The sequence below is a fragment of the Gordonia amicalis genome, assembly GCF_022059885.1.
GTDB classification, from domain to species: Bacteria; Actinomycetota; Actinomycetes; order Mycobacteriales; family Mycobacteriaceae; genus Gordonia; species Gordonia amicalis.
Window position 1 is genome coordinate 1402161 of sequence record NZ_CP091855.1, and the last position, 15619, is coordinate 1417779.

Genomic DNA, 15619 nt, shown 5'->3' on the forward strand with positions numbered 1-15619 from the left:
AACTGCTATGACAAGAGGCAAGTATACCCCTTGGGGTATCAGTTCCGGTCTGCCAGTTCGCAGCGGTAGTCGATCGGCCGGCCGCGCCGGTCGAAGTTCACCCTGGCCATGGAACGACCGTCGGTCACATCACAGATCGGTGAGCGTCCGCCGTCTGTCCCGGTGCGCCAGCTGATGTGCCAGCCGCGCCGTGCGGCCATCCCGTGGATGGCGACCCGATGATCGTTCACCGCAAGGGAACCCATGATCCTCGGCAGTCCGGTGGCGAAGTCGGCGAAGGTCGGCTCGGGAAGGGTGAGGTCGTCGAGAAGAAAAACGCCGCGATCGTCGCCGTCGAGACGAACCGTGCAATACGGACTCATTCCCGTGCTGCCGACGGCCGCCGCCGCGATGACGTCGATGACCCGGTCGGCCGGATCGTCGGCTCGGTCGCGAGACGGACCGGGTGGCAGCGTCACTCGCGGAGAGGTGAAATCGTCGATGCCCAGTCGCGCACCGGCCTCGCGCAGTCTCGACGCGAGCCCGGTCTCGTCGCCGAGCGGGTGAGCCCAGCCCCAGACGATCGCCGACGGTTCGACCACGGCGACCAGCGACGCCCGGCACCGGACGACCGTCACCTCACCGTCCGATCCGGAACCGGCGTCGTCGGAGGTGAACACGACCACCCGGTTGTCCTCGTCGCACCGTACATCGAAGGCGCCCAGCCTCTCACGGAGGAAGTCGACGAACGCGGACTGTCTCAGCGAGGTGTAGAGCGCCGCATAATCGGCGACAGCGTGGAGGCCGTCGAACTGCATGGCATCACGGTAGACGCGGTCGGGCGCGGACCGATCCGTTCGTCCGACGACCGACTGACGTGGACCGTGAACGGTGCATTCAGCACGGGCATCGTCGTCTTATACGGGAATGCGCCTGTGGTCGTGCCGCTTTGGTCAAAAGCAATACGGCGGTACGGACGCCTTTGGCAGCATGAACCACATGATGACGTCGGCAGCGACACCGAAGGGTGCGCGACGGCGGTCCCGTTTGATCGAGGCCGCCGGTGAGCTGCTGCTCGAAGGCGGCTTCGACGCCGTACGTCATCGTGCGGTGGCCGAGCGCGCCCAGCTGCCGCTGGCGTCGACGACGTACTACTTCGCCTCGCTCGACGACCTGATGGCCGAGGCCGCGGCCAGTCTCTGCAGTCACGATGCGTCCGCAGTCTCCGAGCGCTGCAACGCACTTCCGCGCCGACGCCGCGGGAGGACCGCGACCGCGACCGCGCTCGCCGAGGTCATCGTCGGCGGGGACACGACGATCCAGCAGCTGTCGGCCCGCTACGAGATGATCGCGCTGTCGGCGCGCTACCCGATGTTGCGTGAGGTCGTGAGCGACCGGTGGCGGACGTTGTCGCTGTGCCACCTCGACGTGCTCGCCAAATCCGGCCGGGTCGCCGATCCAGCCCACATCGCCCAGCTGATCGGGATCGAGGACGGTGCCATCGTCGGTGCACTCGGGCGCAACGGTGTCCGGCCCATCGACGCGGTGCGCGACGTCCTGCTCGAGGTGATCGACGTCCTCGCGCCGCGGGCGTGACGGCATGCCGAAGGAAACGGATCGGATGTTCGGGGGAGCCGATGAGTAGACACAGCACTCGCGCGGGTCTTGTCGCCGCGTTCATGTCCCTGGTCGCCGGGGTGGCGATGCTCGTCGCCCCCGGCGCACACGCCGCGCCCGCCGGTCGCGTCGACGCGGGTGTTCCGCTGTCGTCCGCGGTGTACGGCACCGGATGCACCTATCCGGTGACGATTCCCGTGAACTCGTCGGGCTGGGTGTCGTTCTGGGAGGTCAAACCCGGTCTGCCGGCACGTTTCATCGGCCGCGATCTCCCGTCGGGTGCCCTCGCCTCGGTCACCTGGGTTCCCCGTCGTATCGGGGACAAGTACCTCTATGCCGTACAGAACGGCAAGGCCTCGCCGCCCACGCTGGTGAAAGTGCGTCAGGGCTACGGGTCCAACGGAACGTGTTTCGCGTTCTGAGCGCCGGGGACGGCAGAATTCGGGATCTGTCCGCGACCGACCTACACTGATCGGGTGTCGAAGCCTGCCATCGCCAACGTCCTGGCCAGCCGCTATGCCTCCACCGACCTCGCCGAGCTGTGGTCGGCCACCACCAAGATCGCACTCGAACGGCGCCTGTGGATCGCGGTACTGAAGGCACAGCGCGACCTCGGGATCGACGTCCCGGCCGATGCCATCGCCGACTACGAGCGCGTCGTCGACCAGGTGGATCTCGCCTCGATCGCCGATCGTGAGCGCGTCACGCGCCACGACGTGAAGGCCCGCATCGAGGAGTTCAACGCCCTCGCTGGTCACGAGCAGATCCACAAGGGCATGACCAGCCGCGACCTCACCGAGAACGTCGAGCAGCTGCAGATCCTCCGTTCTCTCGAACACGTGCACTCCCACGGTGTCGCGGTCCTGGCCCGCATCGTCGAACGTGCCGCTCAGTATTCGTCGGTCGTCATGGCCGGCCGCAGCCACAACGTCGCCGCTCAGGCCACGACCCTCGGCAAGCGGTTCGCCTCGGCCGCAGACGAACTGATGATCGCCCTCACCCGCCTGCGTGAGCTGATCGACCGGTACCCGTTGCGCGGCATCAAGGGCCCGATGGGTACCTCGCAGGACATGCTCGACCTGCTCGGCGGTGACGCCACCAAGCTCGCCGATCTCGAGTCCCGGGTCGCCGATCACCTCGGCTTCGCCCGCTCCTTCACCTCGGTCGGCCAGATCTACCCGCGGTCGCTCGACCACGATGTCGTGTCCGCGTTGGTGCAGATCGCTGCCGCGCCGTCGTCGCTGGCGCACACCATCCGACTCATGGCCGGCCACGAGCTGGTGACCGAGGGCTTCCAACCCGGTCAGGTCGGCAGCTCGGCGATGCCGCACAAGATGAACACCCGCAGTTGCGAGCGTGTCAACGGCCTCGCGGTGGTCCTGCGCGGCTATGGCTCGATGGCCGCCGAACTCGCCGGCGCCCAGTGGAACGAGGGTGACGTGTTCTGCTCGGTCGTCCGCCGCGTCGCGCTGCCGGATGCCTTCTTCGCCATCGACGGCCTGATGGAGACCTTCCTGACCGTCCTCGCCGAGTTCGGCGCGTACCCCGCGGTCATCGCCAACGAGCTCGACCGTTACCTGCCGTTCCTCGCGACGACCAAGGTGCTGATGGCCGCGGTGCGCGCGGGCGTCGGGCGCGAGACCGCCCACGAGGCGATCAAGGAGAACGCCGTCGCGGTGGCCCTGGCGATGCGCGAGGAGGGGCGTGAGCCCGATCTGCTCGACCGCCTCGCCGCCGATGACCGCATCCCGCTCGACCGGGCTCAGCTCGACGAGCTGCTCGCCGACAAGTCGGTCTTCGTCGGTGCTGCCGAGCAGCAGGTCGCCGACGTCATCGCGGCCGCGGAGAAGATCATCGGCCAGTACCCGGAGGCCGCGGCATACGCGCCTGCGCCGATCCTGTAGCGCACCGACCTCCGGGCGACGCCGCTGACTACGCGGGCTGGTTCTTCCGCTTGGAGATGTCGACGCGGAACTCGTCCTCACCCTCGGGCGGAACGTAGTTGAAGTCGAACGGGTCGCGGTTGAGGATCACGCGGAGAATCAGGTAGAAGTGCGCGAACCCGAGCGCGATCGAGGCGAAGCCGAGAAGCTGGGTGGGCAGCCACGGGTAGTCGCTGTTGACGGCGATCCAGCCGGGAAGGGCTGCGAAACCGTAGGCGGCGGCCATGGTGATCGGCATGATCGGCAGCAACAGTAGCGCCCGCACGCCCGTGAAGTACGACCGAAGCCGGTAACCGAGGGCGACTGCGAGGGTGACGCCGAGCGGGTTGCATGCTTCCCACCACCACGGCAGCTCTCTGACCAACACCAGCGGATGATTGCCGTAGTAGTGGTAGAGGCCCATCGACAGGAGGATCTCCTCGAAGATGATCGCCGCCACCACGAGGCCGCCGAATGCGAACCAGATGTGCTTGGTCGGCGGCTTCTTGGCGAGCGTCGCGTACTCGAATGCACCGAGGGCCGCATAGCCGAACCACGCCGCGACGATCCACCACGGCATCTGGCGACCCATCAGGGTGAAGGCGTGGCCGAGGAATTCGGTGTCGCTCCACGGGAAGTAGACCGCACCCATGATGTCCAGGAAGACCTCGGTGAACACCACCAGAGGAGCGCTGATGGCCAGCATGAGGGGCACGATGTCGCGGGTCCGGCGGTAGAAGGCGACGCCCATCGCCACGCCGGAGAGCCCGAGCAGTGTCATCAGGATCGTGGCGATCACGTTGTTGCCGACGAGGTAGGGCTCGTAGAGGGGCTTCATCGGGAGGTTGAAGTGGTCGTCCATGCTCGTCTCGGACAACCGGTTGTTGTCCTGTTTGGTGATGATGAGGGACACCACCACGAACAGGGTGGCCGCACCGAATGCGACCCACCTGGCTGACCATCGCTTCTTCCCCTGGATCCCCTCGGCGGGATCCGTCGTCAACGCAGACACCGGCGTCACTCCTTCAGGTTCATCTCTCCTGGAACTCCTCACGTGCCGCGCACGTCAGTGGCGGCATGGAAGCCGGCACGTAGGGGACACGGTTGACCCTTACGTGCCAGAGTGGTCCGCGTCGACGAAGCGCCACGGCCCGGACGTGTGATCCATGCCACGATTCAAAGTATTTGTTATCTAGACTATTTGTCAATCAATAGTTGATTGACATAATTCAGAAATCCGAGTCGGACTGTCAGGACGGGTCGCCGTGTCCGAGTCGCCAGTCCGGGAGTGCGACGTCGCGTACCCGTCGCTTGAGTTCGGGTGCGTCGGGGAAACCGCCGTCGCGCTTGCGCTCCCAGATCTGCTTCCCGTCGACGTCGATGTGGAACACGCCCCCGGTTCCCGGGATCAGGGTCACCGAGCCGAGTTCGGTGCCGAAGGTGTTCAGCAACTCCGAGGCCATCCACGACGCCCGCAGCAGCCAGTTGCACTGGGTGCAGTAGGTGATGGTGATGTGTGGTGCGCTCATCGGTCAAGAATGTCAGAGGCTGCCGCCCCCGGCGGACCGGTGACCCTCTAGGGTCGAGTCCATGCGTCCTGAACTGCAGTCCTACCGGCATCTGGCGTCGGGGAAGGTCCGGGAGATCTATGAGATCGACGCCGACACCCTGCTGTTGGTGGCCACCGACCGGATCTCGGCCTACGACCACATCCTGAGCCCCGCGATTCCCGACAAGGGGCGCATCCTGACCGCGATGAGCTTCTTCTGGTTCGACGAGCTCGGCGTCCCCAATCATCTCGCCGGTGGTCCCACCGACGAGCGCATCCCGGGCGAGGTCGTCGGCCGCTCGATGGTCGTGCGTCGGCTCCCGATGGTCCAGGTCGAGTGCGTCGCGCGTGGCTACCTGACCGGGTCGGGACTGCTCGACTACCAGGCGACCGGCGCGGTGTGCGGCGTCGAGCTGCCCGCGGGCCTGACCGAGGCCGGCAAGCTGCCGGAGCCGATCTTCACCCCGGCCACCAAGGCCGAGCAGGGTGAGCACGACGAGAACATCAGCTTCGAACGGGTCGTCGAGCAGGAGGGGGCCGAGTTGGCCGAGGCGCTGCGGTCGGCGACCCTCGACATCTACGGACGCGGCGCGGCGGTGGCCGCTGAACGCGGGATCATCCTCGCGGACACCAAGTTCGAGTTCGGACGCGGCCCCGACGGTGAACTCGTACTCGCCGACGAGGTCCTGACGCCCGACTCGTCCCGGTACTGGGAGGCCGCGACCTACGAGGCGGGCAAGGTGCAGCCCAGTTTCGACAAGCAGATCGTTCGCAACTGGCTCACCAGTGCCGAATCCGGTTGGGACAAGGCATCCGACGAGGCTCCGCCGGCCCTGCCCGGCGATGTCGTCGAACGTACGCGGCAGCGGTACATCGAAGCCTACGAATGGATCACGCAGAAGTCCTTCGCCGACTGGCCCACCGCGGAGGTGGTTTCGTGATCGACGAGCGCGAGACCCCGACCCCGCCGGTCGCCAAGAAGGTCCCGGCGGAGCGCACCCATCACGGCGACACCTTCGTCGACGACTACGAATGGTTGCGCGACAAGGACGACCCGGAGGTCACCGCCTACCTCGAGGCGCAGAACGCGTTCACCGAGGCGCACACCGGCCATCTGTCGGATCTGCGCAAGCAGATCTTCGACGAGATCAAGAGCCGCACCAAGGAAACCGACATGTCGGTGCCGGTCCGGCGCGGACGCTACTGGTATTTCGCCCGCACCCACGAGGGCAAGCAGTATTCGACGTCGTGCCGGTGCCCGATCGCCGCGGACGACGACTGGACCCCGCCGAAGGTCGACGACGGTGTGGAACTACCCGGTGAGGAGATCCTGCTCGACAGCAACGTCGAAGCCGAGGGACACGACTTCTTCAGCCTGGGCGCACTGACCGTCAGCGACGACGGGAACTGGCTGGCCTACAGCACCGACGTCGTCGGTGACGAGCGATATACGCTGCGCATCAAGGATCTTCGCACCGGTGAGGTCCTCGACGACGTGGTCACCGAAACGTCGGGCAGTGCGGTGTGGTCGGCCGACGCCCGCCACGTCTTCTACTCGACGGTCGACGCGGCGTGGCGTCCGGACACGGTGTGGCGCCACGACATCGGCGCCGGCACCGAGGACGTCAAGGTCTTCCACGAACCAGACGAGCGGTTCTGGGTCGGCATGGGCACCACCCGCAGCGACAAGTACCTCGTCATCGGTGTCGGCTCCAAGATCACCTCGGAGAGCTACATTCTCGAGGCCGACGACCCGACGGGTGAATTCCGCAGTGTCGCACCGCGGGTGGACGGCGTCGAGTACAGCGTCGAACATGCTGTCATCGGTGGCGACGACTACTTCGTGATCGTGCACAACGAGGTCGTGGACGGTCAGAAGGCGGAGAACTTCGCCGTCGACATCGCGCCGGTCGACAACCCGTCGGACCGGCGTCCGCTGATCGCACACGACCCGGCCCGCCGAGTCGAGGACCTCGACGCCTTCGCCGACTACCTGGTGCTGTCGTACCGGCGAGAGGCGTTGCCGCGTCTGGCCATCGCCGATCTTCGTCAGGTCGAGGGCATCCCCGCCGAATCGGATTTCCACGAGGTCGAATTCGAGCAGGAGCTGAGTACGGCCGGACTCGGTGGAAACCCCGAGTGGTGGTCGCCGAAGCTGCGCATCGGATACGGCAGTTTCATCGAACCCGCGGAGCTGTTCGAACTCGACGTCGCGACCGGCGAACGCACGTTGCTCAAGCGGCAGCCGGTGCTCGGCGGTTACGACCCCGCCGATTACGTTCAGTCCCGCGAGTGGGCGGTCGCCGACGACGGCACCCGGATTCCGCTGTCGGTGGTGCGCCGCAAGGAGACCGACGCCGCCAAGCCCGCTCCGTTGCTGCTGTACGGGTACGGCTCCTACGAGGCGAGCATCGACCCGTACTTCTCGGTGGCCCGTCTGTCCATGCTCGATCGCGGCATGGTCTTCGTCCTCGCCCACATCCGCGGCGGCGGCGAGATGGGACGCTACTGGTACGAGAACGGCAAGGAACTCAGCAAGAAGAACACCTTCAACGATTTCGTCGCGGCGGGACGGCATCTCGTCGAAACGGGGTGGACGACGCCGCAGCAGATGGTCGCCGAGGGTGGTTCGGCCGGTGGTCTCCTGGTGGGTGCGGTTGCCAACCTCGCGCCGGAACTGTTCAACGGGATCCTGGCGTCGGTGCCGTTCGTCGACGCCCTGAACTCGATCCTCGACCCGTCGCTGCCGCTGACGGTCATCGAATGGGACGAGTGGGGCGACCCGTTGCACGACCCGAAGGTCTACGAGTACATGAAGACCTACACGCCCTACGAGAATGTCGACGCGAAACCGTATCCGCCGATCCTCGCGCTGACGTCGCTCAACGACACCCGGGTGCTCTACGTCGAGGCGGCGAAATGGGTTGCGCGACTTCAAGAGAATTCGACGTCGGACAATCCGATCCTGCTGAAGACGGAGATGACGGCCGGTCACGGTGGCGTGAGCGGACGCTACAAGCAGTGGGAGGAAGTCGCCTTCGAGCTGGCGTGGATCCTGCAGCAGTCGGGTGCGCTGGAACGGTCCGGAGACTGACCCCGTGACCGGAAGAGCCCCACCGACCCGCAAGTCGGTGGGGCTCTTCCGGTCAGGTCGCCGAAACCCGATCAGTGCATCATGATCGGTCCGCGGTCCAGATCCTCTTCGGTCAGGGGTGACGCGATCTTCTTGCGGGGCAGGAAGAACGCCGGGATCAACGTGAGCACGATCAGCACGACCGACACCACGAAGGTGTTGGAGAACACGTCGGCCGCGGTGTCGAAGAACGACTCCGGCAGCGGGTTCGGGACTCCCGGCGGCAGCGGCTTGTCGGAGGTGTTCGCCATGATGGCGAGACCCGCCTCCGGCTTGTTCGCGAGACTGCTGGCGAGGATCACCGAGATCACCGCGGTGCCGATCGAGGTGGCTGCCTGCTGGATGACATTCATCAGCGTCGAACCGTCGGGCACCTGCGCATTGTTCAGGGTGGCGAGCGCCGCCGACATGATCGGCATCATCGTCATACCCATGCCGAGACCCTGCACGAACAGCGAACCGCAGATCAGCCAGTACGAGGTGGTTGCACCGAGCATGGTGAAGGTCGCCATGCCGACGAGGATCAGCACGATGCCGCCCAGCACGAACTTGCCCGGGCCCATCTTGTCGGTGAGCTTTCCGGCTATCGGCATGGTCAGCATGGCGCCGATGCCCTGCGGTGCCAGGAGGAGGCCGGCCGCCAGGGTGGATTCGCCGCGGACGCCGATGAAGTACTGCGGGAACAGCAGTGCCGCACCGAAGAACGCGATCATGAACAACACCATGGTCAGCACCGCGATGCTCAGCGTGCGGTTCTTGAAGAGCTTCAGATCCAGGAGCGGGTTCTTCTTGCGCAGCGCGTGGGCGATGAACGCGACGATCAGGATCGCGCCGATGATCGTCGGGATCAGCACCTGCCCGCTGACGAAGGTCCGGTGCTCCGCGCTCGAGGAGATGCCGAACAGGAACAGCGCCAGGCCCGGCGACAGGAGCAGCAGACCGACGACGTCGATCGACGAGCGCGTGGTCTCCGCGTCGTCGCGAAGGACGATCCAGGAGAAGATCAGGGCGCCGATTCCGATGGGGACATTGATCAGGAAGATCCAGTGCCAGCTCAGCTGCTCGATGAGGACGCCGCCGAGGATGGGGCCCGAGATCGGGCCGAGCAGCATCGGGATGCCGAGGACTGCCATGACCGAGCCCACTCGTTCCGGGCCGGCGGCCTTGGTCAGCATCATCATGCCGACGGGCATCAGCATGCCGCCGCCGAGACCCTGGATCACGCGGAACGCGACCAGCGCACCGATGTTCGGGGCCAGCGCACACAGCACGGAACCGAGGGTGAACAGCACCAGTGAGACGAGATAGACCTTCTTGGTGCCGAAACGCGATGCCGCCCAGCTCGACAGCGGGATGACCGCGGCCAGGGCAAGGGTGTAACCGGTCGCGGTCCATGCCGCACCGGCGGCGTCGGTGTTGAACTCCTGCTGGAAGGTGTTCTGTGCGACGGCCACGACGGTGACATCGAGAATCGACATGATCGCGCCGAGCACGACCACACCGGCGACCATCAGGACGTTGCGGTCCAGCTTGGTGTCCGGCGGACCTTCGTGGAGGTGGCCTCCGGTGGATGATGTCATGCGTGTTCCTATCGGTCGGTCGAGAGACGGCCCTGCGCAAGGGCGGTCTCGATCTACTACGTGCGGGCGACGAGCGGGTGTCGGGAGTTGTTCGCGGTCAACGGGCGAGGAGATTGCCGTGGGGGCGGCCCCGGGTGGGGGTCACGACGCCTTCTGCCTGGTCGGGACCGTCAGGCAGAAGTGGTCGACGGCGTCGTCGACGATGGGTCGCAGCGCCGAACACAGGTTGTCCCGGAGTTCGGCGGGCAGGCCGGCCACGAACCGTCGTACGGTGTCGTGCTGCAGCGCCAGGTGTGTCTCGAGGTAGCGCACGCCGTCGTCGGTGAGCGAGACCCGCTTGATCCGACGGTCCGCCGAGTCCTCACGACGGTCGGCGAAGCCGCTGCAGACCAGCTTGTCGACCGTCCGGCCCGCGGCCGCGAGGGACAGCTGAACCTGCTCGGCGATGGCGTTGACCGGCATCGGACCGTCATGGCTGCCGAGCGCGCAGAGCACCCTCAGCTGCGAGAAGGTGATGTCGGTGGCGGCGAGACTCTCCATTGTCTCGGGCCGGCCGAGGTCGAGGAGCCGATCGAGGAATGCGACGAGGGCCGCCGAAGCGGACTCGATCGATGCAGAATCGATCGGGTCGGCGGCGCCGTAGGCGCACGAGGTTTCCTCAGACACCGGAAAATGCTAACTCCGATGCAACTATTGCGGAAACGCAATAGGTGTGAAATGGCACATATGCTGCGAGATGGTGTGAGCCCCGTCTCACGCTGCGTGGTGCACTTCCGTCGAGGACGTCTAATCTCTCCCCATGGGCAACATCAAAGACATCCCGGTCACCTCTCTCGACGGCTCCGACGTCTCGCTGAAGGACTTCGGTGGGCCGCTGCTGATCGTCAACGTCGCCAGCAAGTGCGGCCTCACCCCGCAGTACGAAGGTCTCGAGCAGCTCGCCAAGTCCTACGGCGACAAGGGGCTGACCGTCGTGGGCGTCCCGTGCAACCAGTTCATGGGCCAGGAGCCCGGCACCGCCGAAGAGATCGCGACCTTCTGCTCGACCACCTACGGGGTCACGTTCCCGCTGCTCGAGAAGACCGACGTGAACGGCGACGGGCGCCATCCGCTGTACGCCGAGCTGACCCGGCACGCCGACGCCGACGGAGAGGCCGGCGACATCCAGTGGAACTTCGAGAAGTTCCTCGTCAACGCCGACGGTGAGGTCGTCAACCGTTTCCGTCCGCGTACCGAGCCGACCGACCCCACCGTCGTCGCCGCGATCGAATCCGTGCTCTGAGCCGATTTGGGGCACCCGGTAAGCTGACCAGGCGAGAACTGATCAGTAGACATTGAGGAGCGGTGCCATGGCGCGAGTGGTGGTCGACGTGATGCCCAAAGCCGAGATTCTCGACCCGCAGGGGCAGGCCATCGTCGGCGCACTGGGTCGGCTCGGATTCACCGGGATCGGCGACGTCCGTCAGGGCAAGCGCTTCGAACTCGAGGTCGACGACACCGTCGACGACGTGACCCTGGAGCGGATCGCCGAAGAGTTGTTGACCAACACGGTCATCGAGAACTTCAACGTCTCTCGGGTCGCGGAGTAGGCGGCATGACAGCTCGGATCGGTGTCATCACCTTCCCCGGCACCCTCGACGACGTCGACGCCGCGCGCGCGGTCCGGCTCGCGGGTGCCGAACCCATTGCGCTGTGGCATGGCGACGCCGACCTGAAGGGCGTCGACGCGGTCATCGTGCCCGGCGGCTTCTCCTACGGCGACTACCTCCGTGCCGGCGCCATCGCGCGTTTCGCGCCGGTGATGGGCTCGGTCGTCGACGCGGCCGGCAAGGGTATGCCGGTTCTCGGTATCTGCAACGGATTCCAAGTGCTGTGCGAGGCCGGCCTGCTGCCGGGCGCGCTCACCCGCAATGAGGGCCTGCATTTCATCTGCCGCGACGAGTGGCTGCGCGTCGAGAACAACACCACCGCATGGACGACCCGGTTCGAGCGGGGCGCGGAGATCCTCATCCCGCTGAAGTCCGGCGAAGGTCGGTATGTGGCGTCGGAGCGCAAGCTCGAAGAGCTCGAGGGTGAGGGCCTGATCGTGTTCACCTACCCGGAGCGCAATCCGAACGGGTCGGCACTCGACATCGCCGGGATCTCCAGCCCCAACGGGCGGATCGTCGGGCTCATGCCGCATCCCGAGCACGCGACCGAACCGCTCACCGGCCCCAGCGACGACGGTCTCGGCCTGTTCTACTCGGTGATCGACTCGGTGCTCGCCTCGGTATGACCGGACCGAGGATCCCGACCAGCGCCTCGGCGTCCGGGCTCGGCGGGTTCATCGACGCGTCGCCGTCGCCCTTCCACGTCTGCGCCACCGTCGCCCGCGAGCTCGAGAATGCGGGGTACACACGGCTTTTCGAGGATCAGGCGTGGCCGTCCGCGGTCAGTGCGGCGTCGTCGAAGTCCTATGTGATCCGCGGTGGCTCCCTCATCGCGTGGGAAACGGGTGGAGGTCCGGCGTTTCGTATCGTCGGCGGGCACACCGACAGTCCCAACCTCCGGCTGAAACAGCATCCCGACCGTTCATCGGCCGGCGCGGCGATGATCGCGCTCGAACCCTACGGGGGCGCGTGGCTCAACTCTTGGCTCGACCGTGATCTCGGACTGTCCGGGCGACTCGCCTATCGGGCGGGAGATCGCGTGGCGCACACGCTCGTCCACGTGACCGAAGCAGTGGTACGGGTGCCGCAGCTGGCAATCCACCTGTCGGAGGACCGGAAAGGCGTCTCGCCCGATCCGCAGCGGCACGTCGACGGACTCTGGGGCCTCGACGACGGCGCCCCCGACGTCCTCGGCTGGGTCGCCGAATATGCAGGGATCGACCCCGGCACACTGCTGGGCTGGGAACTGATGACCCACGACATCGCGCCCTCGGCGCTGATCGGTACGGCGGAGAATCTGCTCAGCGCACCGCGTTTGGACAATCAGGGCACCTGTTACGCGGGACTGCGGGCGCTGCTCGACGGCTCGTCGTCGACGAATACCCGCATGCTGGCGCTGTTCGACCACGAAGAGGTCGGCAGCGGCTCCGAGCGCGGTGCCGCATCGGACTTCCTGGCCTCGGTGTGCGAGCGGATCGTGTTAGCGCGCGGCGGTTCTCGCTCCGACTATCTGCAGGCGATGGCGGCGAGCGTGTGCCTGTCCGGAGACATGGCCCACGCGACGCACCCGAACTATCCCGAGCGACATGAGCCCGGCCATCGGATCTCGATCGGCGGCGGTCCGGTGCTCAAGGTGAACCAGAATCTCCGCTACGCCTCGGATGCTCTGGGGGAGGCCGTCTTCGCGATGGCCTGCGACGACGCCGGCGTACCGATGCAGCGCTACGTCCATCGGGCGGATCTGCCCTGCGGTTCGACGATCGGACCGATCACCGCGACCCGCACGGGACTGGCGACGATCGACGTCGGGGCTCCACAGCTCGCGATGCACTCCGCGCGCGAACTGATGGGTGCCGCCGACGTGCCGATGTATTCCGCTGCGCTACAGGCGTTTTTAGCCCAGCAGTAGTTCGGGTCAGTAGGAACGCGCGAACCCGAGTACGTTGTTCACGTACTCCATCGAGTTGTTGTACCGCAGGATCGCGGTGGTCAGCGACGCCGGGTTGCGCAGGTCCAGGTGGTCGTCGCACAGGTAGCGCGCAGTGGTCAGCGCCGCGTCGAAGATGTTCTGCGGGTCCGACTTTCCGTCACCGTTGCCGTCGGCCGCGTAGGCCTTCCAGGTCGACGGCAGGAATTGCATGGGGCCGACCGCGCGGTCGTAGGCCGCGTCGCCGTCGAGCTCACCGCCGTCGGTGTCGCTGATGACCTCGTTGCCGCCGAGCGAGCCGTCGAGGACGGGGCCGAAGATGGCACTGCGCAGCACGCCGTCGGGATTGACGTTGCCCTGGTCGGCGTGATGGGACTCGACCTTGCCGATGCCGGCGATGACCTTCCAGTCGATGCCGCAGCGCGGGTTGGTGTCGGCGATGGTCTTCGCTGCCTTCGTGTAGGCGTCGTAGTTGGTCACGGGGACCGCGCCGGAGGTGACGCTCGCCGGTCGGATGACCGGGGCGGGTGCCGGCTTCGGTGCCGGGGCGACCGGGTGGACGTTCGCCGCGGGGGTGAGGGCCGGGGCCGCGGTGGCCGTCACGCCCTTGGCGGGGATGCTGGGCTCCGGGGCGGCTGTCGGGTGGGACAGCTCGGCTCCTGCGGTCGCCGCGCCCGCCAGGACCCCGACGGGGAGGAGGGCCGTGGCCCACAGCGGTGTGCGTGTTTTCTTCCGTGGCTTGGAATGCTTACCCAAAACTCTGACCTCGCGTGTACTGCTGATGGTTCGTGCTTTCGGAACCGAGCCGACCGTACACGTGGTCGTGAGCAAAGCGTTATCTGTCCGTGACCAACCTAGGTCTGGACAGTTGGACGACTGTGTGTCTTCGCAGGTAGCCGCGGGCGCACTCGTGTGGATGTGAGACGGCCCACACGAGCCTCAATTCGGACGCAGAACGGACATCGTGGCGCCCTCGCTGAGGACGATGTAACCCTCGATGACTTTGATCAGCCCGGGGGAGCCGACGCCCTGTTCCCAGGCCACGGTGTTCTCCGGCGTCAGGGCGGTCAGCTGTCCCTGATTCGAGAGGATCATGGTGGTGTCCGTCGACCCGATGCAGGCGGGGTTGGCCAGGATGGGTTGCTCCGGACCGGGCGGCGGACCGCTGCCGATGTGCTTGCCGTCCGCGAGCGCGTACGTCGTCCGCGAACCGTCGAGGCGCCCGAAGTTGACCAGTGAGCCGCAGGCGATGGCCCCCGACTTGGAGAGTTCCCGGTCGCTGATCCGCCACAGAGCGCCCTGTCGGGCCGGGTCGCGGACCTCGTACTCTCCACGGTCGGCGAAGATGCGGTTGGACGCGGTCAGCAACGCAAGCGTCGACGGACCGGACTCCACCTGCAGGCCTTCTGAGTCGCTGACGGGGTCCGCGTCGACGCGTCCGTTGACGGTGGCGTAGCTGGTGACCCGCTCGGCGTTGTGGTCCTGGTGCTCGACGGTCACGCCCGTCGGATAGAGGGCGATGTTGCACTGGTCGCAGGCGATGCGGTTGTCGCCGTTCGTCGGGTTCACCAGGTACTGGCTGGCGTCCGCGGTCTTGACGACGACGATGTCGCCGGTGACCTCGATGTCGACGACCGGCGCGGCGAAGGTTCGTGCCCAGATGGTGTTCCCGGCCGGGGTGTTCAGCGAGACCTGGTGGCCGACGCGGTTGACGCGCAGGAAGTTGTTGCCGAGTCCGACGACCTTCTTGGTGTCCAGGTACTCGGAGGTCTGCGTCGGGTGTCCCGCGTCGTCGACGAGATAGAAGCCGTCGTCGAGCGGCGTGCCGAGTTGGACGGCGCAGCCCACCTGCCCGGCCTCGTTGACGGCGCAGTCGCCTTGGCCGGCGTTGATGGGTGAGTCCCAGAGCATACGACCGTTGCGTCGGTCCACCATCGTGAACGAGCGGCCCAGGCCGGAGGGGTAGGCGATGAGCCAGCCCTCGTCCGAGGTGTCGACGACCTGGATGGTGACCTCGTCGCGATAGTCGGGCAGATCCTCGTGGCCGACGATGGTCCAGGCGATGGACGGCGCCCGGTGGTAGTCGCGCAGTTCCCCATATGCGTACTCGGTGTCGTCCACCTGGTACTTGCCACCGGAGAGCACCACGCCGACGGTGACGAGCATCGCTGCGCAGAGGATCAGTACGACGGTCCCGATACCGAACGGCAGGCGCGCGGAAAGCGCCCGGGCGCGGGAGCGTGAGGACATGGGTAAGAGTGAA

Annotated in this window: 16 protein-coding genes; 9 read left to right on the top strand and 7 right to left on the bottom strand. The window is 66.4% G+C overall.

Translation table 11 applies throughout. The annotated features are described in order from the left end of the window. Positions 1 to 38: 38 nt before the first annotated feature. Complete coding sequence (locus IHQ52_RS06440; RefSeq protein ID WP_024500178.1) at positions 39 to 797, bottom strand: DUF6882 domain-containing protein; 759 nt, start codon at positions 795 to 797, stop codon at positions 39 to 41. 184 nt (positions 798 to 981) lie between these two features. On the opposite strand from IHQ52_RS06440, the gene IHQ52_RS06445 reads away from it, so the two are divergent. From IHQ52_RS06445 to purB, 3 genes are all read left to right on the top strand, one after another. Continuing rightward, positions 982 to 1575, top strand: coding sequence for a TetR/AcrR family transcriptional regulator (locus IHQ52_RS06445; protein ID WP_198362510.1), 594 nt, complete (start codon positions 982 to 984; stop codon positions 1573 to 1575). Between the two features lie 83 nt (positions 1576 to 1658). Next, positions 1659 to 2018: a hypothetical protein gene (locus tag IHQ52_RS06450; RefSeq protein ID WP_006435817.1), complete on the top strand. Its 360-nt coding sequence runs from the start codon at positions 1659 to 1661 to the stop codon at positions 2016 to 2018. 54 nt (positions 2019 to 2072) lie between these two features. Continuing rightward, a complete protein-coding gene (gene purB, locus IHQ52_RS06455) occupies positions 2073 to 3500 on the top strand; it encodes an adenylosuccinate lyase (RefSeq protein WP_006435816.1) in 1428 nt (475 codons plus the stop codon). Between the two features lie 28 nt (positions 3501 to 3528). On the opposite strand, the gene IHQ52_RS06460 is transcribed toward purB, so the two are convergent. Both IHQ52_RS06460 and IHQ52_RS06465 read right to left on the bottom strand, forming a co-directional pair. Further along, the gene (locus tag IHQ52_RS06460) at positions 3529 to 4530 is read right to left on the bottom strand and encodes a hypothetical protein (protein WP_232513058.1); all 1002 of its coding nucleotides are present in this window, start codon (positions 4528 to 4530) and stop codon (positions 3529 to 3531) included. Between the two features lie 238 nt (positions 4531 to 4768). Further along, positions 4769 to 5047, bottom strand: coding sequence for an Rdx family protein (locus IHQ52_RS06465; protein ID WP_096273035.1), 279 nt, complete (start codon positions 5045 to 5047; stop codon positions 4769 to 4771). 61 nt (positions 5048 to 5108) lie between these two features. Between IHQ52_RS06465 and IHQ52_RS06470 the strand changes: the two genes are divergently transcribed. Next, positions 5109 to 6008 carry a phosphoribosylaminoimidazolesuccinocarboxamide synthase gene (locus tag IHQ52_RS06470; protein WP_096273037.1) on the top strand — a complete coding sequence of 300 codons (900 nt, stop codon included), beginning with the start codon at positions 5109 to 5111 and terminating at the stop codon, positions 6006 to 6008. Continuing rightward, positions 6005 to 8161, top strand: a complete 2157-nt coding sequence (locus IHQ52_RS06475) for a S9 family peptidase (RefSeq protein WP_096273039.1) — start codon at positions 6005 to 6007, stop codon at positions 8159 to 8161. Before IHQ52_RS06470 ends, IHQ52_RS06475 begins: the two co-directional genes overlap by 4 nt. Positions 8162 to 8232: 71 nt before the next feature. Here the strand turns inward: IHQ52_RS06475 and IHQ52_RS06480 are convergent, their stop codons facing one another. Then, positions 8233 to 9780 carry a DHA2 family efflux MFS transporter permease subunit gene (locus IHQ52_RS06480; protein WP_024500170.1) on the bottom strand — a complete coding sequence of 516 codons (1548 nt, stop codon included), beginning with the start codon at positions 9778 to 9780 and terminating at the stop codon, positions 8233 to 8235. A 141-nt stretch (positions 9781 to 9921) separates the two neighbouring features. After that, entirely contained in the window at positions 9922 to 10446 is a 525-nt protein-coding gene (locus IHQ52_RS06485; protein WP_024500169.1) for a MarR family winged helix-turn-helix transcriptional regulator, read from the bottom strand. Between the two features lie 133 nt (positions 10447 to 10579). On the opposite strand from IHQ52_RS06485, the gene IHQ52_RS06490 reads away from it, so the two are divergent. The 4 genes from IHQ52_RS06490 (at position 10580) to IHQ52_RS06505 (ending at position 13338) form a co-directional block, all read left to right on the top strand. After that, complete coding sequence (locus IHQ52_RS06490; protein ID WP_006435809.1) at positions 10580 to 11062, top strand: glutathione peroxidase; 483 nt, start codon at positions 10580 to 10582, stop codon at positions 11060 to 11062. Positions 11063 to 11129: 67 nt separating this feature from the next. Then, a complete protein-coding gene (purS, locus tag IHQ52_RS06495) occupies positions 11130 to 11369 on the top strand; it encodes a phosphoribosylformylglycinamidine synthase subunit PurS (protein WP_006435808.1) in 240 nt (79 codons plus the stop codon). A 5-nt stretch (positions 11370 to 11374) separates the two neighbouring features. Next, on the top strand, positions 11375 to 12055 hold the full coding sequence (gene purQ, locus IHQ52_RS06500; protein ID WP_096273041.1) for a phosphoribosylformylglycinamidine synthase subunit PurQ: 681 nt from the start codon (positions 11375 to 11377) through the stop codon (positions 12053 to 12055). Then, complete coding sequence (locus tag IHQ52_RS06505; RefSeq protein WP_096273043.1) at positions 12052 to 13338, top strand: M18 family aminopeptidase; 1287 nt, start codon at positions 12052 to 12054, stop codon at positions 13336 to 13338. Before purQ ends, IHQ52_RS06505 begins: the two co-directional genes overlap by 4 nt. A gap of 6 nt (positions 13339 to 13344) precedes the next feature. Here the strand turns inward: IHQ52_RS06505 and IHQ52_RS06510 are convergent, their stop codons facing one another. Both IHQ52_RS06510 and IHQ52_RS06515 read right to left on the bottom strand, forming a co-directional pair. Then, a complete protein-coding gene (locus IHQ52_RS06510) occupies positions 13345 to 14112 on the bottom strand; it encodes a lytic transglycosylase domain-containing protein (protein ID WP_024500166.1) in 768 nt (255 codons plus the stop codon). 183 nt (positions 14113 to 14295) lie between these two features. Next, a complete protein-coding gene (locus tag IHQ52_RS06515) occupies positions 14296 to 15606 on the bottom strand; it encodes an outer membrane protein assembly factor BamB family protein (RefSeq protein ID WP_006435804.1) in 1311 nt (436 codons plus the stop codon). Positions 15607 to 15619 lie beyond the last annotated feature (13 nt).

Excerpts from the sequence above, each read along its gene's own strand:
- IHQ52_RS06480 (WP_024500170.1), bottom strand. The coding sequence starts at position 9,780 with ATGACATCATCCACCGGAGGCCACCTCCACGAAGGTCCGCCGGACACC.
- purS (WP_006435808.1), top strand. The coding sequence starts at position 11,130 with ATGGCGCGAGTGGTGGTCGACGTGATGCCCAAAGCCGAGATTCTCGAC.
- IHQ52_RS06490 (WP_006435809.1), top strand. The coding sequence starts at position 10,580 with ATGGGCAACATCAAAGACATCCCGGTCACCTCTCTCGACGGCTCCGAC.
- IHQ52_RS06515 (WP_006435804.1), bottom strand. The coding sequence starts at position 15,606 with ATGTCCTCACGCTCCCGCGCCCGGGCGCTTTCCGCGCGCCTGCCGTTC.
- IHQ52_RS06470 (WP_096273037.1), top strand. The coding sequence starts at position 5,109 with ATGCGTCCTGAACTGCAGTCCTACCGGCATCTGGCGTCGGGGAAGGTC.
- purQ (WP_096273041.1), top strand. The coding sequence starts at position 11,375 with ATGACAGCTCGGATCGGTGTCATCACCTTCCCCGGCACCCTCGACGAC.
- IHQ52_RS06440 (WP_024500178.1), bottom strand. The coding sequence starts at position 797 with ATGCAGTTCGACGGCCTCCACGCTGTCGCCGATTATGCGGCGCTCTAC.
- IHQ52_RS06465 (WP_096273035.1), bottom strand. The coding sequence starts at position 5,047 with ATGAGCGCACCACACATCACCATCACCTACTGCACCCAGTGCAACTGG.
- IHQ52_RS06505 (WP_096273043.1), top strand. The coding sequence starts at position 12,052 with ATGACCGGACCGAGGATCCCGACCAGCGCCTCGGCGTCCGGGCTCGGC.
- IHQ52_RS06445 (WP_198362510.1), top strand. The coding sequence starts at position 982 with ATGACGTCGGCAGCGACACCGAAGGGTGCGCGACGGCGGTCCCGTTTG.
- IHQ52_RS06450 (WP_006435817.1), top strand. The coding sequence starts at position 1,659 with ATGTCCCTGGTCGCCGGGGTGGCGATGCTCGTCGCCCCCGGCGCACAC.